This window comes from Halomicroarcula saliterrae, from assembly GCF_031624395.1.
Classification (GTDB): Archaea; Halobacteriota; Halobacteria; order Halobacteriales; family Haloarculaceae; genus Haloarcula; species Haloarcula saliterrae.
The window spans coordinates 79,161-97,390 of the sequence record NZ_JAMQON010000003.1 but is presented as its reverse complement, the minus strand read 5'-3'; the positions used below and the strand labels follow the sequence as shown (position 1 = coordinate 97,390).

General features: G+C 68.5%; 21 protein-coding genes and 1 tRNA gene. 9 read left to right on the top strand and 13 right to left on the bottom strand.

The annotated features are described in order from the left end of the window. Positions 1–3: 3 nt before the first annotated feature. From NDI56_RS11820 to NDI56_RS11805, 4 genes are all read left to right on the top strand, one after another. Positions 4–381: a Rid family detoxifying hydrolase gene (locus tag NDI56_RS11820; RefSeq protein WP_310919736.1), complete on the top strand. Its 378-nt coding sequence runs from the start codon at positions 4–6 to the stop codon at positions 379–381. Beyond that, positions 381–584, top strand: coding sequence for a DUF7981 family protein (locus NDI56_RS11815; protein ID WP_310919735.1), 204 nt, complete (start codon positions 381–383; stop codon positions 582–584). Before NDI56_RS11820 ends, NDI56_RS11815 begins: the two co-directional genes overlap by 1 nt. A gap of 26 nt (positions 585–610) precedes the next feature. Then, positions 611–692, top strand: a tRNA-Ser gene (locus NDI56_RS11810). A 526-nt stretch (positions 693–1,218) separates the two neighbouring features. After that, positions 1,219–2,187: a calcium/sodium antiporter gene (locus tag NDI56_RS11805; RefSeq protein ID WP_310919734.1), complete on the top strand. Its 969-nt coding sequence runs from the start codon at positions 1,219–1,221 to the stop codon at positions 2,185–2,187. Between the two features lie 4 nt (positions 2,188–2,191). Here the strand turns inward: NDI56_RS11805 and NDI56_RS11800 are convergent, their stop codons facing one another. Then, on the bottom strand, positions 2,192–2,437 hold the full coding sequence (locus NDI56_RS11800; RefSeq protein WP_310919733.1) for a DUF7577 domain-containing protein: 246 nt from the start codon (positions 2,435–2,437) through the stop codon (positions 2,192–2,194). 38 nt (positions 2,438–2,475) lie between these two features. Beyond that, the gene (locus NDI56_RS11795) at positions 2,476–2,850 is read right to left on the bottom strand and encodes a VOC family protein (RefSeq protein ID WP_310919732.1); all 375 of its coding nucleotides are present in this window, start codon (positions 2,848–2,850) and stop codon (positions 2,476–2,478) included. Between the two features lie 75 nt (positions 2,851–2,925). On the opposite strand from NDI56_RS11795, the gene NDI56_RS11790 reads away from it, so the two are divergent. After that, complete coding sequence (locus NDI56_RS11790) at positions 2,926–3,900, top strand: aldo/keto reductase (protein WP_310919731.1); 975 nt, start codon at positions 2,926–2,928, stop codon at positions 3,898–3,900. Positions 3,901–3,910: 10 nt separating this feature from the next. Here NDI56_RS11790 and NDI56_RS11785 read toward each other — a convergent pair whose 3' ends face one another. Both NDI56_RS11785 and NDI56_RS11780 read right to left on the bottom strand, forming a co-directional pair. After that, complete coding sequence (locus tag NDI56_RS11785) at positions 3,911–4,333, bottom strand: hypothetical protein (protein ID WP_310919730.1); 423 nt, start codon at positions 4,331–4,333, stop codon at positions 3,911–3,913. Between the two features lie 152 nt (positions 4,334–4,485). Beyond that, on the bottom strand, positions 4,486–5,364 hold the full coding sequence (locus NDI56_RS11780; RefSeq protein WP_310919729.1) for a PhzF family phenazine biosynthesis protein: 879 nt from the start codon (positions 5,362–5,364) through the stop codon (positions 4,486–4,488). A gap of 91 nt (positions 5,365–5,455) precedes the next feature. On the opposite strand from NDI56_RS11780, the gene NDI56_RS11775 reads away from it, so the two are divergent. After that, complete coding sequence (locus NDI56_RS11775) at positions 5,456–6,061, top strand: DJ-1/PfpI family protein (RefSeq protein WP_310919728.1); 606 nt, start codon at positions 5,456–5,458, stop codon at positions 6,059–6,061. Positions 6,062–6,093: 32 nt separating this feature from the next. On the opposite strand, the gene NDI56_RS11770 is transcribed toward NDI56_RS11775, so the two are convergent. The 3 genes from NDI56_RS11770 to rnz form a co-directional block, all read right to left on the bottom strand. Then, positions 6,094–7,266, bottom strand: a complete 1,173-nt coding sequence (locus NDI56_RS11770) for a tubulin/FtsZ family protein (protein ID WP_310919727.1) — start codon at positions 7,264–7,266, stop codon at positions 6,094–6,096. Between the two features lie 132 nt (positions 7,267–7,398). Then, positions 7,399–8,466, bottom strand: coding sequence for a Gfo/Idh/MocA family protein (locus NDI56_RS11765; RefSeq protein WP_310919726.1), 1,068 nt, complete (start codon positions 8,464–8,466; stop codon positions 7,399–7,401). A gap of 124 nt (positions 8,467–8,590) precedes the next feature. Next, positions 8,591–9,508 carry a ribonuclease Z gene (gene rnz / locus NDI56_RS11760; protein WP_310919725.1) on the bottom strand — a complete coding sequence of 306 codons (918 nt, stop codon included), beginning with the start codon at positions 9,506–9,508 and terminating at the stop codon, positions 8,591–8,593. 176 nt (positions 9,509–9,684) lie between these two features. On the opposite strand from rnz, the gene NDI56_RS11755 reads away from it, so the two are divergent. The 3 genes from NDI56_RS11755 (at position 9,685) to NDI56_RS11745 (ending at position 12,330) form a co-directional block, all read left to right on the top strand. Continuing rightward, entirely contained in the window at positions 9,685–10,614 is a 930-nt protein-coding gene (locus NDI56_RS11755; protein ID WP_310919724.1) for a DUF7282 domain-containing protein, read from the top strand. Positions 10,615–10,826: 212 nt separating this feature from the next. Beyond that, positions 10,827–11,486 (top strand): potassium channel family protein, encoded by a 660-nt coding sequence (locus tag NDI56_RS11750; protein WP_310919723.1) that lies wholly within the window; start codon positions 10,827–10,829, stop codon positions 11,484–11,486. Between the two features lie 376 nt (positions 11,487–11,862). After that, positions 11,863–12,330 (top strand): DUF7384 family protein, encoded by a 468-nt coding sequence (locus NDI56_RS11745; RefSeq protein ID WP_310919722.1) that lies wholly within the window; start codon positions 11,863–11,865, stop codon positions 12,328–12,330. Here NDI56_RS11745 and NDI56_RS11740 read toward each other — a convergent pair. The 6 genes from NDI56_RS11740 to NDI56_RS11715 form a co-directional block, all read right to left on the bottom strand. Beyond that, entirely contained in the window at positions 12,327–14,018 is a 1,692-nt protein-coding gene (locus tag NDI56_RS11740; RefSeq protein ID WP_310919721.1) for a methyl-accepting chemotaxis protein, read from the bottom strand. The two genes, NDI56_RS11745 and NDI56_RS11740, sit on opposite strands and share 4 nt — an antisense overlap. Before the next feature lie 85 nt (positions 14,019–14,103). Beyond that, positions 14,104–14,880 carry an SDR family NAD(P)-dependent oxidoreductase gene (locus NDI56_RS11735; RefSeq protein ID WP_310919720.1) on the bottom strand — a complete coding sequence of 259 codons (777 nt, stop codon included), beginning with the start codon at positions 14,878–14,880 and terminating at the stop codon, positions 14,104–14,106. After that, entirely contained in the window at positions 14,867–15,538 is a 672-nt protein-coding gene (locus NDI56_RS11730; protein ID WP_310919719.1) for a non-canonical purine NTP pyrophosphatase, read from the bottom strand. Before NDI56_RS11730 ends, NDI56_RS11735 begins: the two co-directional genes overlap by 14 nt. Positions 15,539–15,604: 66 nt before the next feature. Next, positions 15,605–15,880, bottom strand: a complete 276-nt coding sequence (locus NDI56_RS11725; RefSeq protein ID WP_310919718.1) for a DUF5808 domain-containing protein — start codon at positions 15,878–15,880, stop codon at positions 15,605–15,607. A 160-nt stretch (positions 15,881–16,040) separates the two neighbouring features. Then, a complete protein-coding gene (locus tag NDI56_RS11720; RefSeq protein ID WP_310919717.1) occupies positions 16,041–16,457 on the bottom strand; it encodes an EamA family transporter in 417 nt (138 codons plus the stop codon). A gap of 40 nt (positions 16,458–16,497) precedes the next feature. Next, positions 16,498–18,228 carry a bifunctional N(6)-L-threonylcarbamoyladenine synthase/serine/threonine protein kinase gene (locus NDI56_RS11715; RefSeq protein WP_310919716.1) on the bottom strand — a complete coding sequence of 577 codons (1,731 nt, stop codon included), beginning with the start codon at positions 18,226–18,228 and terminating at the stop codon, positions 16,498–16,500. Between the last annotated feature and the right edge of the window lie 2 nt (positions 18,229–18,230).

The following is an 18,230-nucleotide window of genomic DNA, read 5'->3' as shown; positions in this document are numbered from 1 at the left end:
GGCATGAAAGACATCGTCCACACCGACGACGCGCCCGCCGCCGTCGGCGCGTACAGCCAGGCGACGGCGACCGACGACCTCGTCTTTACCGCCGGCCAGATTCCGCTGACTCCCGACGGTGAGCTGCTCGACGACGCACCGGTCGCCACCCAGACCGAGCAGGCGCTCGCAAACGTCGCGGCCGTCCTCGACGAGGCCGGCGCGGGGATGGACGACGTGTTGAAAGTCACTGTCTTCCTCGACGACATCGACGATTTCGACGCCATGAACGACACCTACGCCGACTTCTTCGACGAGGAACCGCCCGCCCGCTCGGCCGTCGGGGTCGACGCGCTCCCGAAGGGCGTCGCCGTCGAGATCGAGGCCGTCGCCGTCCGCTGATGGACCTTCGCACCAAGTCGAGCCTGCTGTGGGGCGTCGTCGCCGCGCTGGCCTTCCTCGTCTTGCTGCAGGGGTACGAGCTGCTTGCCGACCTGCGGGTCACGCTCGGCGCGAAAGCCGGTGTCACGATCGTCGTGCTGGTCGGTGCCACAGCGCTCACCTACGCGGCCCACGGCCGTCTGCCCGGAAACGAAAGCCCTTAACCGACCGCCCTCGGACACTCCGATGAGCCAGGATGGCCGAACGGTAAGGCGCACGCCTGGAAAGCGTGTTCCCTTTCGGGATTCTGGGTTCAAATCCCAGTCCTGGCGTCTTCTGCCCCGAGCAATACGCGAGGAGCGAAGCGGCCGGCTGGGATTTGAGCACGGGAGTCGCAGCCCCGGGAGCGAAGCGGCCGGCTGGGATTTGAGCACGGGAGTCGCAGCCCCGGGAGCGAAGCGGCCGGCTGGGATTTGAGCACGGGAGTCGCAGCCCCGGGAGCGAAGCGAGCACCCCGGAACGTCTCCCATCTGTTCAAATTCCGAGAGACGAGCGCCGCTCGTCTCTCGGCGTTCGCGAACCCGGAGGGTTCGCTCACTCCCAGTCCTGACGTACCACCTTTTTCAGCGTCGCCCTTCCTCGCGAGCCTGCGGCTCGCTGCGGAGAGGGCTCCTTGAAAAACGTGGGCGAAAAAGGCCGGAATCTCGGCCTTCGGCCTCGATTCCGGTGAAACGGCGGCCTGCGGCCGCCGTATGCTACAGCACCGCAACGACTGGAATTTGGCGTGGTGATTCAGACCCTGGTACCGTCTGGAGCCCTCACGAACCTTCATAACTGCGCCGCTGCTCGGTCCACGTAATGATAGGAGGCGGGCCAGTCGTCCAGCTGGTCGTCGTAGCGCTGACGGTCGTCGGGCTGTGGGTCGGCGCGCGACTCCTCGTGGATTCGGCGGTGCGACTGGCCCGGCGCGCCGGGCTCTCGGAGCTCGTTATCGGGCTGACGGTCGTCGCTGTCGGCACGTCGACACCCGAGCTCGCCGTCTCGCTCGACGCGGCGTTCAAAGGTTTCAGTGACATCGCCGTCTCCAACGTCCTCGGGTCGAACATCTACAACCTCGCCTTTATCCTCGGCGTGGTCTCGCTGTTCGGGGCTATCCCCGTCGAGTCGTCGCTCGTCAGACGGGACGGCGTCGCGCTGCTCGCCAGTACGGCCGTCGGCGCCGCAGTCCTGCTCGACCGCACCGTCGGCCGTCTCGACGGGGCCGTGCTGGCGGGGCTGTTAGTCGCCTACACGGTGTATCTGCTCCGGCGCGGGGGGTCGTCCTCGAACGAGGAGCCGCCGACCGACCAGCCGGACGTTACGCGGGGGCTGCCCGAGCGGCTCTCGGTCCCCGGGCGGGATATCGGCCTTCTGGTCGCCGGCTTGGCGGTGGTGCTCGTGAGCGGTGACCTGCTCATCGGCGCGGCCTCGACACTCGCACGCAGTGCGGGCATCTCCGAGTGGGTCATCGGGGGGACAATCGTCGCGGCCGGGACCTCGACCCCGGAGTTCGCGGTCTCGCTCGTGGCCGTCCGCCGGGGGAGTCTCGGCGTCTCGGTGGGCAACATCGTCGGGAGCAATATCTTCAACCTCCTCGGCGTCCTGGGGCTGGCGGCGCTCGTCCGGCCGCTTTCGGTGAGCCAGACGGCGCTGTCGACGCTCTGGTGGCTCGTCGTCGTCTCGACCCTGGTCGTCGCCGCCCTTTGGACCGGCCGCGAGCTCTCCCGCGCCGAGGGCGGCCTCTTCGCCGGTTCGGAGCTCGTCCGCTGGGCGCTCAGCCTGCTCTGACGGGTTATAACGCCCGAGAACACTCCTCGCAGTACGCGTAGCCCGGCTCGTTCTCGGTCTCGCAGTGGGGACAGCGTACGCCGTCCGCCCCGTCGCTGTCCGCGTCGTCCGCCGGCCGCGTCGGTCCGCCCGCTCGCAGTCGCTCGCGGCCTTCGCGCGCGATGTCGAGCAGCACGGGAACCGCCACAGCGAGCGCGACGAGGGCCAGCACGGTCACCGCGAGGAGGTATAGCTCGCCGCCCGTGACCATGCCAGGGCTTCGGTCCCCACAGGGGTAGCTCCTCGGGGCTACAGCCCGCGGTAGAACTCCAGAGTGTACCCCTCGGGGTCCTCGACGAAGGCGGCGTAGGCGTCGGCCGGCTCGATTTCGGTCGGTTCCAGCACTGTCGCCGCGCCGGCCTCGATAGCGCTCTCGAAGGTCGCCTCGACGTCGTCGACGGTGAACGCGATATGGTCGGTGTCGGCTCGCGAGGGCGCGATGGGCGTCGTTCGGTCGGGGTCGTAGCGAAGCTGGAGGTCGGCGTCGCTCCCCGGTTTTCCCACGTAGACGTTCTCCACGCCGCCGAGCGTGAAGCGGTGGGTCTCCTCGAAGCCGAGCTCCCCGTAGAAATCGAGCGCGCGGTCCAGGTCCGAGACACAGACGGCGACGTGTGCCAGTTCCATACCGGCCGGTGTGTCCGGCCGGGGAATGACTGTACCGGTCCGAACGCATATGTATTTACAACGGATGTGGTATCTATGGAGTACACGACGCTGGGATCGACGGGTATCGAGGTCAGCAAGATATGTCTGGGCTGTATGAGCTTCGGGAGCGGCCGCGAGTGGATGCTCGACGAGGGCGAGAGCCGCGACCTCATCGACCGCGCCATCGAACTCGGGGTGAACTTCTTCGACACGGCGAACGTCTACTCGGCCGGCGAGAGCGAGGCGATTCTGGGCGACGTGCTGGCCGATTACGACCGCGACGAGCAGGTCGTCGCCACGAAAGTCCGGTTCCCCGGCGCGAGCGACCACCGGAACGCCACCGGGCTCTCCCGAAAGACCGTCGAGCAGGAGCTGTCGAACTCGCTTTCCCGACTGGGGATGGACACCGTCGACCTCTATCAGATTCACCGCTGGGACGAGGACACGCCCATCGAGACGACGCTGCGGGCGCTCGACGACGCCGTTTCCCGCGGGCAGGTCCGTCACATCGGCGCGTCGTCGATGTGGGCCCACCAGTTCCAGCGCGCGCTCCACGTCAGCGACCGCGAGGGACTGGCCCGCTTCGAGACGATGCAGGACCTCTATCACCTGGCCTACCGCGAGGAGGAACGCGAGATGTACCCGCTCTGTGACCGCGAGAACGTCGGGACGATTCCGTGGAGCCCGCTGGGTGCGGGCTACCTGACGCGGCCCCACGAGGAGTTCACGTCGACGACGCGGGGCGTCCACGAGACGGAGAACGCCGAAGTGCCCTACGCCGAGGGACCGGGCAGTCGGGAGATAAACGAGCGCGTCCAGGAACTCGCCGCCGACTACGGCGTGACGATGGCCCAGATCGCGCTGGCGTGGCAGTTCGAAAACGACAACGTCACCGCTCCAATCGTCGGCACGTCCAGCATCGAGCATCTGGAAGCCGCCGTCAGGGCGCTCGATATCTCTCTCTCGGCGTCGGACGTGGCGTATCTGGAGGAGCCCTACGAGCCCGTTCCGGTGTACGGGCACGAATAAGCCGCCGTCTCTAACCCGTCAGCGCAGTTCTGAGGGTTTTACGCACCGGGTTATCGGGTCGCTGGACCGCCCCCGCGACGGCCAGTAGCAACCCGCCGAGAACTGTGAGATACCATCCCTCGGCGGGGACGAACGTCGCATCGAATCCGATCGCGGCGTCGAACCCGGTAATCGGAGTAGCGAACAGACGATACAGACACAGGAGTACGGTTCCGAGACCGGACAGCACCGTCAGTACTGACCGCGCCCCTTCCCCGACGCTGGCCACGTACAACACAGCCACGAGACCAGCCCCGCCGAGCAGCACAAAATCGAGTCCCCTAATCCCCGGAAGCATCCCGTCGAGTAGAACTGTCGGGACCTCCGCGGTAGATGGGAAACTCGGGTTTGTCTGGACCCACGGGAGATACACACCGACTGCGATACCGCTCACCCCTGCTACCAGCAGCAGCGCCGAGCGAGTCGGTCGCCGAGCCATACTCTCGTTTCGAATCGAACTCACGTATGCTTTCCACTCTCTACCGATGCCGGGGTCAGGGGTCTCCCGACCGTGCAACGGCCACAGGCGACGCTGCGTAGAACTGGCTACAGCAACGCACCGCGAACGACGGGGACGACGCCGCCGCCGACCTCGACGTCGACGGGGTCGCCGGTAGCGTCGGCGTCGAGATGGAGCAGCGACGGACGCCCCATCTCGTGGCCCTGTTCGACGCGAGCGGCCACGCTCGGGCCGCCGAAGTACTCGTACCGGGCGAGATACGCCGCCAGACAGCCGTTCGAGGAGCCGGTCGCCGGGTCCTCCGGAACGTCGTAGAACGGGGCGAACACCCGCGCAGCGAGGTCGTTGTCGGCCTCGCGCGGGTCCGGACAGAACGCGAGCACGTTCTTGGCGTCGCGGCCGCCGGTCACGCGGTCGTAGGCCGCGCGGTCGAGGTCGATGGCCGCCAGCGCGTCGCGGTCGCCGAGCGGGACGACGATAGTGGGGAGCCCGGTCGAGACCACCTGGACGGGCCAGGCGCTGTCGAGCGCGTCCGCCGGCAGCCCCAGCACCTCCGCGAGGGCGTCGTGGTCGAGTCGGTCGCCGAACGCCGGGGGCCGCTGGCGCATCCAGAACCGCTCGCGACCGTCGGTGGCGTCGACCGAGACCGGTATCTCGCCCACGTCGAGGTCCAGCGTGACCGTCTCCGGCTGACCGTCGGCGAGATGGTCACGAACCACCGCCGCGGTCCCGAGGGTCGGATGGCCGGCGAAGGGTATCTCGGCGGTCGGCGTGAAGATGCGGACCGGCCACGCGCCCTCGTCGGGCGGGCCGGTGACGAACGTGGTCTCGGAGTAGTCCATCTCGGCGGCGACGGCCTGCATCCGCTCGTCGGTGAGGTCGCCGGCGTCCGTGACGACCGCGAGCTGGTTTCCGGTGTACGGTTCGCGGGCGAACACGTCGAGGATGTGGAGGGGGTGGGACACGTCGAGAGCATCGGCGGAGCGGCGAAAAAAGCTGTCGCGAGCGTGTTGTGCCATTCCATATCTATTTGTGGACTCTGCGAGTGGCAACGGTATGGACACCGTCGCTATCGCCTGCTTCGACGGGTTCGACGAACTCGACGCCATCGGGCCGTACGAGGTGTTCGAGACCGCTGCGCTGGCCGGGGCGCCGTGGGACGTGTCACTTCGTACCCTTCGAGACCAGCCGACGGTCACAGCCAGCCACGGCCTCAGTATCGGGGCCGAAGGGCGGCTGGCTGATTCCGCGCCGGACCTGCTCGTGGTTCCCGGGGGCGGCTGGGCCGACGGGGCCGACGCGGGAGCCCGCGCCGAGGCCGAACGCGGTCGGCTTCCCGACGCGCTCGCCTCGGCTCACGACGCCGGGACGACCGTCGCCGGCGTCTGCACCGGCGGAATGTTGCTCGAACGCGCCGGCCTGCTGGACGGCCGGCCAGCGGTCACCCACGGCGATGCGATGAGGGACCTGCGGGCGAGCGGCGCCGAGGTGGTCGACGCCCGGGTCGTCGACGACGGCGACGTGTTGACCGCCGGCGGCGTCACCGCCGGACTGGACCTGGCCGTTCACGTGGTCGAGCGCGAGTGGGGGCCGTCGGTCGCCGACGCCGTGACTACGGAGATGGAGTACGAGCCGCGGGGATCGGTTCACCGCACCGGCTGACACCGACCCCGGAGACGGCCCACGGGACCACGTCAGAGCGGGTCGAGCTGGTCGTTCTCGTCCGTGATCAGCTCGGCGACCTCGTCGTCGCGGGCCGCCTCGTCGGCCTCGATTCTCGACTGGGCGTCGACGGCCCGCTTCTGGAGTTCGTCGACGCGCGGAACGGTCGTCACGTTCGAGAGGAGCACGGCTGCGGAGAGCTCGGTCGCGTTCTCACGCGGGTCGTCACCGGCCAGCACTTCCACGCTGTCGGTCTCCGATTCGAGCCACTGGCGGGCGTGCTGGAGCCCCTTCCGGGAGAGCTCTTCGGGCGGGCCGGAGACGACGACGAGCGAGCGCTCCGCGGAGTCGACCTCGGCGGGACAGGTCAGGCGCGCTCTGACGGCCCGCCGGACGAGCCCGTGGACCTTCTGTGCGTAGTCGGTGTCGCTCTCCGCGTGGCCGTTCTCCCGGAACTGGTCGAGCAGGCCGGACCTGGTGGTGCGGTCCAGTTCGGCGCTCGCGTAGGCGATGGTACTCACGCCGTCGGTCGACAGCGTCCGGTTGATGTCGCTCGCGTCCATCGCGGTCTCCGAGACCATCGAGTCGTCGAGCGCGCCGGCACCGAGCAGTGTCGTCACCCGGCGAGCGAGTTCGGTGTTGGCGTGGTCGTAGCCGCTCTCCATCGATTCGCCGGCCTGTCGCCAGGCGTCGTTGTCGAAGAGGACGAGGCTGTCCGTCGCGTCGGTGAAGGACTGCAGCGAGCGGGCAGCGTTCAGTGACGCCCGCCCGCCCTCGTCAGTGCTGGGGAGGACACCCAGGCCGTACACCGGCTCGGCGTACATCTCCCGGAGGTGTTCGCTGAGAACGGGGGCACCGCCGCTGCCGGTGCCGCCGCCGAGGCCGGCGACGACGAGGAACGCGTCGACCTCGTACATCGGGACGCTGTCGAGCGCCCGGTCTATCTCGCCGAGGTCGCGACGCGTCACCTCGGCGCCCAATTCGGGGTCGGCACCGACGCCGCGGCCCTTGACACGCTCGTGGGTCTGCCCGACGAGCAGCCGCCGTTCCTCGGGGATACGCTGGAGTTTCGACAGGTCGATTTCGGCGGCGTTGACGGCGAGGACGTCCTTGCAGAGCGCGCGGCCGGTGTCGGCCTCGAACTCCAGTATGGCGTCCGCGATCTTTCCGCCGGCGTTCCCGAACCCGATGACGGCCACGTGCATACGCCGTGGCTGCGTCGCTCCGTCTGTTAAGTATGGTCAGCTTTCGGGCCGAGCGGACTCGGTAACCCGGTCTTTCGGCTCCAGAAGGCGACGGATACGGCGTCTTCAGCTCAGGTACCGCGTCGTCCGAATTCAGGCGATGGCTCGCGCCTCGTCGAGGAGCCGCGGCACCTCAACCGCCTCTCCGGTCTCGCTGCTCTCTATCGCGGCGAAGACGATGGCCATCGACTCCAGCGTCGATTCCACGTCGGTCGCCATCCGCTCGTCGCCGTCGAGCCAGTCACAGAACTGCTCGATGAGCCAGGCGTTGGTCCACGTGGGACGCTCGACGGGGTCGACCCACTCGCCCTCGTCGCGGCGCGCGCTCTCGCCGACCCGGTCGGGGTCGCGGGGGAACCGCTCGACCCCGCGGTTGTCGAGGACGACGGTCTCGTCGCCGCACTCGGCGCGGAACTGCTCGTGGCCCCAGCCGTTGAGCGTGGCCGCGTTCGCGTAGCTCCCCTCGTAGTGGGCGCGAGTGCCGTCGGCGAAGGTGAGCGTCACGAACCCGGCGCAGTCGCCCTCGTAATCTGCTTCCTCGGGCACCCACGTCTCGGCGTACACCCGCTCACAGGGGGCGTCGGCGAAGTCTGCGAGCATGTCCAGATGGTGGATGGCCCCGTCCAGCAGGAGCATGTTCTCCATCTCGTGGACGTACGTGGAGTAGTGGCCACGCTCGCGGACGTTGCCGGTGAACCGCGCCGTGAGGTAGTCCACGGGGCTCGCCTGATTGACGGCCTTCCGGAACGTCGTCTTGTCCCGGTCGAAGCGGTGGGTCATCGTCAGCCCCATCTTCGCGCCGGCGGCCTCGACGGCCCGCGCGATTCGGACCGAGCTTTCGAGCGTGTCGGCGATCGGCTTCTCCGAGAGGATGTCGAGCCCGTGGTTGAGGGCGATGTCGACGACCGGTTCGTGGGCCGCCGGCGGCGTGACCACGGAACAGAAGTCTGCCTCGTGCTCGAAGAGAGCGGTGTCGAGGTCGGTGTAACAGCGCTCGGGTGAGAGGTCGAGTTTCTCCTGGGCGAGCTCGTGTCGCTCGGGGTCGGTGTCGACTGCGGCGACGACTTCGATTCGGTCCGCTTCGACGTTCGGTGGAATCGCCTCAGTGAGCCACGTTTCGCCCTGCCCGCCGAGACCGACGTGTACCATCCGGTATGCCATGCGTATCGATGCGCGTGGAAACGTAAAGCTCACACTATCGGGCCGCGGTCCCGCCTTATTCCGCGAAGCCGCCCGGAGTCCGCTTTCGCGCCGCTGCTCGCGGTTCCCGTCGGTCGTGACCTCGCTAGTCGGGGAACTGGACGTGGCGCTCCATCCCGTCCTCGGCGACGACGACCTCGCCGTCGAAGACCTCGCGGGCCTCGGCGCCGAGCGTGTCGGCCTGACCGGCGTAGCGCGTCGAGAGGTGTGTCAGGGCGAGCGTTCGGACACCGGCGCGGCGAGCCACGTCGGCGGCTTCCGCCGCGGTGGAGTGAGCCGTCGCCGCCGCGCGGTCCGCCCGGTCCTGGGCGAAGGTCGCGTCGTGGACCAGCAGGTCCGCTCCCTCGCTCGCCGCGACGACGCTCTCGGTCGGCAGGGTGTCGCCGGTGTAGACCACGGTGCGTCCGGGCCGGGGCGGCCCGACCACTTCCTCGGGCTCGACGGTGCGGCCGTCGTGTTCTATCGCCTCGCCGCGGTGGAGCTTCGAGTATTTCGGCCCCGGCGGGATGCCAAGCTCTTCCTCGGCTTTCTCGCGGTCGAACTCGCCCTTGCGGTCGTCCTCGGCGACGACGTAGCCGACCGACGTACAGCGGTGCTCGGTGGCTATCGCCCGGACCTCGTACTCCGACCGGTCCAGCACGGTGTCGCCCGCCGACACCTCGTTGATGCGGACCGGATAGGACGGCGTGGTGCCGTTGGCCTCGATGAGTTGCTTGACGTTGCCGCGGGTGCCCGCGGGCGTGTGAATCGCCACCGGCGCCTCGCGGTCGTTGAAATCGAAGGTCTGTAGCAGGCCCGGAATCCCCAGCACGTGGTCGCCGTGGAGGTGGGTCACGAACAGGTGGTCGATGGCGAAGCCGGTCCCGTAGCGCATCATCTGGCGCTGGGTGCCTTCGCCACAGTCAAAGAGGAGATAGTCGCCGTCCCGGTTGCAAAAGACACTGCTTGTGTTGCGCTGGGTCGTCGGGATGGCCCCACTCGTCCCGAGGAACGTCACTCGCATATTGCCAGTTGTCGGCCGCCCCGGCGTAAACGCGTGTCGAAAGCCGGTCGGATAAGATGTCCCTTCGCTCACCGACCGGTCTGTCCGTGACGGATGCCAGTCTCTTCGGTTCTGAACTGTCGGTTCCGTTTATCTATCCGCCTTTTGTCCCCTCGCCTGCGTTACAAGGAAAAGACATGACACGGAACAAAACACTCGTCGCCATCGCTGCCGTGGTCGCAGTCGCGGCCCTCACAGCACAGGCCGGTGCCGTATCCGGTCCGGTAGCACAGCAGGAGACACCGACCAACGAGACGCCGACCCCCGACGGCGAGACGCCAACTGACGAGACGCCGACCGATGAGACGCCGACGCCGGACGACGGCGTCGGAACGCCGACGGACAACGAAACGACCGAGACACCGTCGGTGACGTTCGACGACCAGGAGACCGACGGCCAGACGGTGACGGTCTCCGAGGTGACGCTGACCGAACCCGGCTACGTCGTCATCCACGACGAGAGCCTCGCCAGCGAACAGACTGTCGGCAGCGTCGTCGGCGCTTCTGAGTATCTACCCGCCGGGACGTACAGCGACGTGACCATCACGCTGTTCGACGTGCCCGGAGCCAACTACGACGCCCAGGACTCCCTGATAGAGAACGCGACGGACAACGAGACGACGACTGAAGCGCCGACCGAGACGCCGACTGAAACGCCCGCCGAGACGGGCAACGAGACGCCGACTGAAACGCCCGCCGAGATGGGCAACGAGACGCCGACTGAAACGCCCGCCGAGATGGGCAACGAGACGAACGAGACGCAACTGCAACTGGCGACGGGACAGGAGCTCACCGCGATGCTCCACCTCGAGAACTCCGGGAACCAGACGCTCGACTACGTCGAGACCTCGGGGCTGCTCGACGACCCGGTGCTGGTCAACGACACCCCGGTCACGGACACCGCGAACGTGACTGTCGTCAACGAGACGACTGCGAACGAAACGACTGCGAACGAGACCGAAACCCCGACTGAGACCGAAACCCCGACTGAGACTGAAACCCCGACTGAGACCGAAACTCCGACCGAAACCGAGGCCGGAACGGAGACGCCCACTGGAACTCCGTGAACCCGGTCCTGATGCGGTAAGACGACACTTCTCGTTCCGGTGACCCGTCTCGACAGGCTGGTCAGTTGCCGGCAGCCGCCAGACGGGACACCACCTCTCTCACGCCGGGCTAGGAGATACCGGTGTGGCGCTGTGTCTCGGCGCGACGGTCGCGGGCGACCCGACCCTGACACACGTTCACATTTTTGGTGCTGGCTGTCGTATCCCGGTGCATGAAGTTCGTCATCGTCGGCTACGGCCGTGTCGGGACCCGGACAGCCCACATCCTCCAGAGCGAAGGCCACGAGGTCGTCATCGTCGAGCGCGCGAGGGGGAAGGTCGACCGCGCGACTGAGGCCGGGTTCCGGGTCGTCCACGGTGACGGGAGCGAGGAGTCCACGTTACTGGAGGCGGACATCGACGAGGCGGACGCCATCGGTGCGCTCACGGGCGACCTGAACACCAACTTCACCGCCTGCATGATAGCCAAGGAACACGGCTGTCGCACCGTCTTGCGCATCGACGCCGACTACCGCGAGGAGATATACGAGAAGTACGCCGCCGACGTCGACGACATCATCTACCCCGAGCGGCTGGGCGCTGCCGGCGCCAAGACCGCGCTGCTGGGCGGTGACTTCAACGTGCTCGCCGACCTGACCGAACAGCTCTCCATCGCCTCGGTCGACGTGCCCGAGGGCTCCTCGGCTATCGGCAAGCGCGTCGTCGAGGTGTCACTACCCGGCGACGCACATATCTACGCCCACGGCCGGGCCCACGAGTCGATGACGATTCCGCTGCCACAGACGACCATCGAGGCCGGGGACAGCCTCGCCGTGATGACGACACACGACGGGCTCGACGAGGTCCGCTCGGCGCTGCGTAGCGAGGCCTGATACCCCGGCTGCTCCGCCTCGAACGGGTCCGGCGGTCCGGGACGTGAACGACCCCGCGAACGGACAGCCGGCGGTGTGGCTGTCGGGTCGACGGCGGCAAAAGGGGGTGCAAGTATCCGGGCGCGTGACAGGAGGATGGGACGTGCTACCGATAGCATGGGTAGCGAACGTAGCTGCCAGTGCGCGCCCGTATCGGTGGGAAGGGTGGCCCCGACATAAACTCCCGTCAGACAGGTGGCAGACGGCACCGATTTTTGTCCCCGCTTCGTACGCTCGGGTATGGACTGGGCCGACCTGTTCGAGCGCGCCACGGAGCACCGAACCACCGTCGACGACGTCCGGGACGCTCTCGCCGCGCGGCGCGAGGAGGCCGACGATGTCTGAGGTCGCCGCTCGCGTCGTCGCCGACGCCGACGTGCTCGCCGCGGACCTGCTGTGTGGCGGTGACGCCCGCGAGGCGCTCGACCACGTCCGCCGACACTCCTGGGTCACGCTCGTCGCCAGCGACCAGCTTCTGGCCGACGCCGAGGCCGTCGTCGCGGCGCTGGCCGACGACGCGCTGGCGGCCGACTGGCGCGAGCGTATCGAGGCCGAGCGCGAACCGGTCGACCACCCCGACGGCGACCACCCGGCGCTCGCCTCGGCCTATCGGGGCGACGCCGCGCACGTGCTCAGCTACGACGAGACGCTCCGCAGCGCGAAGACCGGGATGGCGCTCAAAGAGCACATGCAGGTCAGCGTCCGGACGCCGGACGCCTTCGCCGCGCTGTTCGACGCCGAGTCGCTGTACGGGTTCGTCGAGGGCGGCGCGTACCCCGGTCCGGACCGCGACCCGCGGGGCTAGTCGTCCGCGCCGGTGGCGAACACCTCGGTGGCGGTCGTCCGCGACTCGGTCACGTCGAACTGCTGGAGGAGGTCGTGCAGGTCGTCGGTGCGCATCGCGACCGATTCGACCTCCCCGGTCACCTCGGAGATGGTGGCGGTCTGTTCCTCCGTGGCGGCGGCGACGGATTCGGCCTCGGCCTTCGTCCGGTCGCTGACCGTCGCGACCTCGTCGACGGCCGACACGACTTCCTGAGTCGTCTCGGCCTGCTCGCCGGTCGCGTCGGATATCTCCTGAATGGCGGTGTTGACCTCGCCGACCACGCCGACGATGTCCTCGAAGTCACGCAGCGTCGCCTCGATGCTGTCGGTGCTGTCCGCCACGCGCTCGCTGGTCGCCTCCACGTCGCTGACCGTCTCGCCGGCCGTGTCCTGTACGGCGTCGATGCGCTCGGATATCTCCGCGGCGGCGTCCCGAGTCTCCTCGGCCAGCGATTTCACCTCCCGAGCGACGACCGCGAAGCCGTCGCCGTCCGCGTCGGCCCGCGCCGCCTCGATGGAGGCGTTCAGCGCCAGCATGTTGGTCTGTTCGGCCACTTCGGTGATGAGGTCGACCACCTCGTCTATCTCGGCAATCTCCGCTACGAGCCCCTCGACCGAGTCGGCGATCTCGTCGATACGGGCGGTCATCAGCTCCAGTTCGTCGATGGCCGTCGCGGCTTCTGCCCGCCCCTCGCGACCCCGCTCGGCCGCTCGCTCCGCGGTCTCTGCGGCGTCGGTGGCCGTCGCGGCTATCTCCTCGACGGTGGCCGACAGCGTGTTCATGTCCCGGGCGACCGCCTCGTGGCGGTCGGCCTGCCGACTCGCGTCCGTCGAGATGTCCTGGACCGAGCGCGCGATCTCGTCGCTCGCCCGGTCGATTTCGCCGACGCTCTCGGTGACGCGGTGGCTCGACTCGGCCACCTCGTCGGCGAAGTCGGTCACCTCGCCCACGGTGTCCGCGAGCGTCCGAAGGAGGTCGTTGTAGTCGGTGACGACCCGCTGGAACTGCTCGTCCACCTCGTCGAACTCGGCGTCGATGGTCGCCGTCAGGTCGCCGGCTTTCGCCCGCTGGGTCGCCTCGCCGAAGGCCGCCACCAGTTCGGAGAGGGCCGCCGACTGCTGTTCGAGGTTCTCGGTCGTCTCCCGTAGTTCGGTCGTGTACGTGTCGAGGCTGGTCGCCATCCGGTCCAGCGACTCGCCGAAGGTGCCCGGCACCTCCTCCTCCAGCACCGGGTCGTCGAACTCCTGCTGTGCGAGCGCGTCGGCCTGCTCGGCCACCGTCGACAGCGTGGCCTGCATGGCGTCGAACGAGTCGAGCAGGCTCGCCACCTCGTCTTCGCGGTCGCTGTCGGGGACGGCGACGGCTATCTCGCCGGCCGCGATGCGGTCGGCCCGTGCCGAGAGCGTCACGACCGGGTTGACGAGGTCCTCGCGGGTGATGAAGACGGTGTTGGCGAACGCGACCGTCGCGCCGGCCAGCAGGAGCGCCGTCAGCGCGAACTGGACGAGGCCGCTGAAGCGGACGGCGACGACGGCGAGCGCGACGGACACACCGAACTGGAGGCCGACGGCCGCGAGCACCTTCCGCTCGATAGAGCCTGACACGCCGACGAGGTCCAGCGAACGCCGTATTAACCGCTTGTACTGTTCGATGAGCTGTCGCGACATACCTGCATATCTCGGATTCCGGTACTTCAACTACGGTCGTCGTTCCCACGACTTGAAAATACATGCGACGTGGCCCGGGGAGCCGTCAGCGGCCGCTGTTTACCCACTGGGTGACGCGGCGGACGACCGACCGCGGCGCAATCCGGCCCAGCACGTCGACGACACGCATCGCCCGGCTCGGGACGACCACGGTCTCCCCGTTCATCAGTCCGGTGTAGGCCGCGCTGGCCACCGCCTCCGGCGTGTTCGAGCTGACCGACCCGATCGACGAGTCGCTCATCCCGGCCCGCTCGGTGAACTCCGTGTCCACCGGGCCCGGACAGACCAGCGTCACGTCTACCTCGCCGCGCAGCTCCTCGGCGATGGCTTCGGTGAAGCTGTTGACGTAGGCCTTGCTCGCGTAGTAGCCCGACAGCCCCGGTCCGGGGGCCCGTCCGGCCATCGAGCCGAGATTGAGCACCTTGCCACCACCCTGAAACTCGTCGAGAAAGAGCCGCGTGAGTTCGACCGGGAGCACGACGTTCAGCCGTAACTGGGTCCGCTCCTCGTCGAGGTCGCTCTCGGCGAAGGGGCCGTACGTACCGACGCCGACGTTGTTGACGAGGATATCGACGCCGAGCCCGCGGTCGGTGACCTCGCCGTGTAACTCCACGGCGGCCGACGCGCTGTCGAGGTCCCGAACGATAGGCGTCGCCGTCACGCCCTGCGATTCGAGGTCGGCGGCGAGTAATCGCAGGCGCTCTGCCCGGCGCGCGACGAGCACCACGTCGTGGCCGTGGGCGGCGAACTCGCGGGCCAGCGCTTCGCCGATACCGGCGGACGCGCCCGTGATGAGCGCGGTTCCGGGCTCAGCGTGTGACATACCATTCGGCGAACTTCGCCAGCGCCCGCCCGCGGTGGGAGACGGCGTTTTTCTCGTCGGTGCTCATCTCCGCGAACGTGGTGCCGTCGTGCTCGAAGATGGGGTCGAAGCCGAACCCGCCCTCGCCGCGGGGGGCCACGAGTTCGCCGGGGACACGCCCCTCGAACAGCTTCACCGGCAGCGCGCCCTCGCCGCCGGCGACCTGCTCGTCGGTGGTCGCTCCGCCGCGGCTCGCTTCCCCCGCGAGGTCCTGCCCGCGGGGCTCGCTTGGTGTCTCCCCGCGGTCGACACCGCCGGGCTCCGGCGTCGCGGTGAACCCCTCGCCGTCGCAGTAGGCGATGACCGTCTTGAACGCCGCGCCGTGGTCGCTCTCGGGCTCGGTCATGCGCCAGACCCGGTCGATGCCGACCCTGTCCTCGACGTAGGACGAGTAGGGCCCCGGGAACCCGTCGAACGCGTCGATGAAGAGCCCGGCGTCGTCGACGATGACCGGCCCGTCGGCCGCCCGGTACGCCTCGCGGGCGCCGTGGGCCGCCACCGCGCCGAGGTCGTCCGCCTGAACCTCCGGGTAGTCGAAGTCGAACTGAACTACCTCGTCGTCCAGATACGCCGTCGCTTCCCGGACCTTGCCGGGGTTCGTGGTCACGAAGTTGAGCATAGCGATACTCCGCCGACCGCCGCAAAAGAGGCGTCGAAACCGCTTCCGACTGGGTCGGGGCTCGTCTCAGTCGACGACGACTTCGACCGGCTCGTCGGCTTCCTCGTCCTCGAACTCGTCGCTCCCGCCGCTGCGTTCCTGATACAGCATCGCACCGGCGACGGCCAGCACGACCCACGCGCGCCAGTTCGCCAGGTTCAGCGTGTACCCGATGCCGAAGGGCTTCTCGACGAGCATCCCGTCGCCGGGCTGCCAGTACGAGGAGAGGAGCCGCTTCAGACTGGGCCGCTCGAAGTTGTACGGGACGCCGAACAGTTCCCCTGACTGGGGTTTGTCTACCATATCGGGCGTTACTCACGCATCCGTTAAACAACTTTGCCACCCGACCTTTTTTCGCCCGGGGCATCGCGCTCGCCGGATGCTCACTCGGGACGACCTGCCCTTCCCCGGGTCGCTCGGGTGCGACGGTCGTCGCACCCTTCGCTCCCGGCCACCGCGACCGCTATTCGACAGACGTGAGGTAGACCGCGGCGACGGCCAGCCCGATACCGGCCACCTTTCGCCCGGTGAGCGGTTCGTCGAGGACGGCGATGCCGAGGATAGAGCTGGTGGCGATGAACATCCCGAAGATGGGGACGACGACGCTGACCGGGCCGGCGGCCAGCGCCCGGTAGTACGAGACGATACCCACGGTGAGGGCGATACCGGCGCCGTAAGCGTAGATAGCCCGCTCGTGGGTGAGATACGGCGTGACAGAGATGTCGGAGGCGACGACGATGGCGATGCCGGCGACGACGAGCATCCCGTTCGAGATGAGCAGGACGACCTCGTTGGGGATGTCGGCGGTGGCCAGCTTCACCAGCGGCGGGACGAGTGTGTAGCCAAGCAGTGCGACGACAGCCCAGATTAGATAGCGCATCTCCCTGCCGTAGGCACGCGAGCAAAGTGTGCGTTCCGGATTACTGGTAGCGCCCGCGGCCCTCGATGTCGGCCAGACTGGCAACCACCGCGTCGGCGTGGTCGCTCTCGGCGCGGTAGGCCTCACGGGCCGCGGCGAACAACCCGTCGGGGTCGTCGGCGGTCCCGGCCAGCGACTGGGCCAGCACGTGGAGGTCCATCGCGTGGTCTTCGGGCTCGCTGGTGTGGTACCCCAGCCCGAAGTCGATGAGGTAGACGCGTCGCTCGCGGTTCGCTCCGGTTCGCGGCGCGACGCGTGCGTTCCGCGTCGTCGGGTCCCCGTGGACGAAGCCGGCGTCGTGGATACGGGCGAGGTGCCCGCCGACGGCGGCCACGGTCTCGGCGGACAGCGACTCCCGCAGGTCCGCCTCGCCGACGCGCTGGAACACGATTCGGGCCTCGTCGGGGTCCACGTCGAGCACCAGCGGCGTCGGGACGCCGTGGCGGCGGGCCTCGCTCGTCAGCCGCACCTCCTGTCTGGTGCGTTCGGTCCGCAGCCGCTCGTCGAGTTCCGGGTGGCGGTAACTCCGCGGCGTGCGGTCCTTGCGGACGCGGTCGGACTCGATGGTGACCGTCGCCTCGGCGCCCTGCAGTTCGGCCCCGTCTCCGGCCGGCCGGTCGACGCTCTCGTCGGCTCGCGGGCTGTGCCCGCTCGCTCGTCCGGCGGGACCCACGGGGTCCCGCCCGCGCCACGTCACTGCCACCTCGTCGGGCCGGAAGTTCGAGTCGATGGCGGAGTCCTCGATGGCGACGGTGTCGCCGGCGGCGTACATCTTCGCGCCCAGCATCGCGATCATTCCGGCGTTGTCCCGCAGGAAGCGGTTCTCGGGGGCGTAGAACTGCGCGCCGCGTTGCTCGCACATCTCCCCGAGCATCCCCTGGAGGCGCTCGTTCTGGCCGACGCCGCCGCCAAGCACCAGTTCGTCCGCGCCGGTCAGCGACAGCGCCCGCTCGGAGACCTCGGTCAGCATCCCGAAGATAGTCTCCTCCAGCCCGCGACAGACGTCGTCGACCGGGACACCGTCGGACTCGCCGCGCTCGCCTGCCGAACCGCCGCTCGCGCCGTCGACGGCCTGCTTGGCCGCGCTCATGACGCCAGAGAAGGAGAAGTCCATCCCCTTGACCACGTAGGGCAGCGGGTGGTAATCCCCGTCGCGGGCGTGTTGTTCGACCTTCGGTCCGCCGGGGTGTTGCCAGCCGATGTGACGCGTGAACTTGTCGATGGCGTTGCCCGCGCCGGTGTCCATCGTCTCGCCCAGCACCCGGTAGCGACCGTTTCGGTAGCCGAGCACGTGGGCGTTCGCGCCGGAGGCGTTCAGGCAGACGGGGGAGTCAAAGCCCGAACGCTGTCGACCCACCTCCAGGTGTGCGACCATGTGGTTGACGCCGACGAGGGGCACGTCGAACCGCTGGGCGACGGCCCGCGCTGCGGTGGCGACGATGCGGAGACAGGGGCCCAGCCCCGGCCCCCGGGAGAAGGCAACCGCGTCGAACACCGGGTCGCCGTCCGCCGCCGCCCGCTCCCGTGCGTGGCCGACGGCCGTCTCGACGACCTGTGGAATCGCCTCGCCCATGTGTTCGGCGGCCTCGCGCGGGTGGATGCCGCCGCTGTCGGGCTGGTACGCGTCGGTCTCGATGCGCACGTGGTCGTCGCCGGCGCTGTCAGGGGTTTCCGTCTCGTAGAGCGCAGCACTGGCTGCCCAGGCGGTGCCTTCGATACCGAGAATCCGCATCG

Coding starts and splice junctions, on each gene's coding strand:
- NDI56_RS11820 (WP_310919736.1), top strand. CDS start 4: ATGAAAGACATCGTCCACACCGACGACGCGCCCGCCGCCGTCGGCGCG.
- NDI56_RS11815 (WP_310919735.1), top strand. CDS start 381: ATGGACCTTCGCACCAAGTCGAGCCTGCTGTGGGGCGTCGTCGCCGCG.
- NDI56_RS11805 (WP_310919734.1), top strand. CDS start 1,219: ATGATAGGAGGCGGGCCAGTCGTCCAGCTGGTCGTCGTAGCGCTGACG.
- NDI56_RS11800 (WP_310919733.1), bottom strand. CDS start 2,437: ATGGTCACGGGCGGCGAGCTATACCTCCTCGCGGTGACCGTGCTGGCC.
- NDI56_RS11795 (WP_310919732.1), bottom strand. CDS start 2,850: ATGGAACTGGCACACGTCGCCGTCTGTGTCTCGGACCTGGACCGCGCG.
- NDI56_RS11790 (WP_310919731.1), top strand. CDS start 2,926: ATGGAGTACACGACGCTGGGATCGACGGGTATCGAGGTCAGCAAGATA.
- NDI56_RS11775 (WP_310919728.1), top strand. CDS start 5,456: ATGGACACCGTCGCTATCGCCTGCTTCGACGGGTTCGACGAACTCGAC.
- NDI56_RS11770 (WP_310919727.1), bottom strand. CDS start 7,266: ATGCACGTGGCCGTCATCGGGTTCGGGAACGCCGGCGGAAAGATCGCG.
- NDI56_RS11765 (WP_310919726.1), bottom strand. CDS start 8,466: ATGGCATACCGGATGGTACACGTCGGTCTCGGCGGGCAGGGCGAAACG.
- rnz (WP_310919725.1), bottom strand. CDS start 9,508: ATGCGAGTGACGTTCCTCGGGACGAGTGGGGCCATCCCGACGACCCAG.
- NDI56_RS11755 (WP_310919724.1), top strand. CDS start 9,685: ATGACACGGAACAAAACACTCGTCGCCATCGCTGCCGTGGTCGCAGTC.
- NDI56_RS11750 (WP_310919723.1), top strand. CDS start 10,827: ATGAAGTTCGTCATCGTCGGCTACGGCCGTGTCGGGACCCGGACAGCC.
- NDI56_RS11745 (WP_310919722.1), top strand. CDS start 11,863: ATGTCTGAGGTCGCCGCTCGCGTCGTCGCCGACGCCGACGTGCTCGCC.
- NDI56_RS11740 (WP_310919721.1), bottom strand. CDS start 14,018: ATGTCGCGACAGCTCATCGAACAGTACAAGCGGTTAATACGGCGTTCG.
- NDI56_RS11735 (WP_310919720.1), bottom strand. CDS start 14,880: ATGTCACACGCTGAGCCCGGAACCGCGCTCATCACGGGCGCGTCCGCC.
- NDI56_RS11730 (WP_310919719.1), bottom strand. CDS start 15,538: ATGCTCAACTTCGTGACCACGAACCCCGGCAAGGTCCGGGAAGCGACG.
- NDI56_RS11725 (WP_310919718.1), bottom strand. CDS start 15,880: ATGGTAGACAAACCCCAGTCAGGGGAACTGTTCGGCGTCCCGTACAAC.
- NDI56_RS11720 (WP_310919717.1), bottom strand. CDS start 16,457: ATGCGCTATCTAATCTGGGCTGTCGTCGCACTGCTTGGCTACACACTC.
- NDI56_RS11715 (WP_310919716.1), bottom strand. CDS start 18,228: ATGCGGATTCTCGGTATCGAAGGCACCGCCTGGGCAGCCAGTGCTGCG.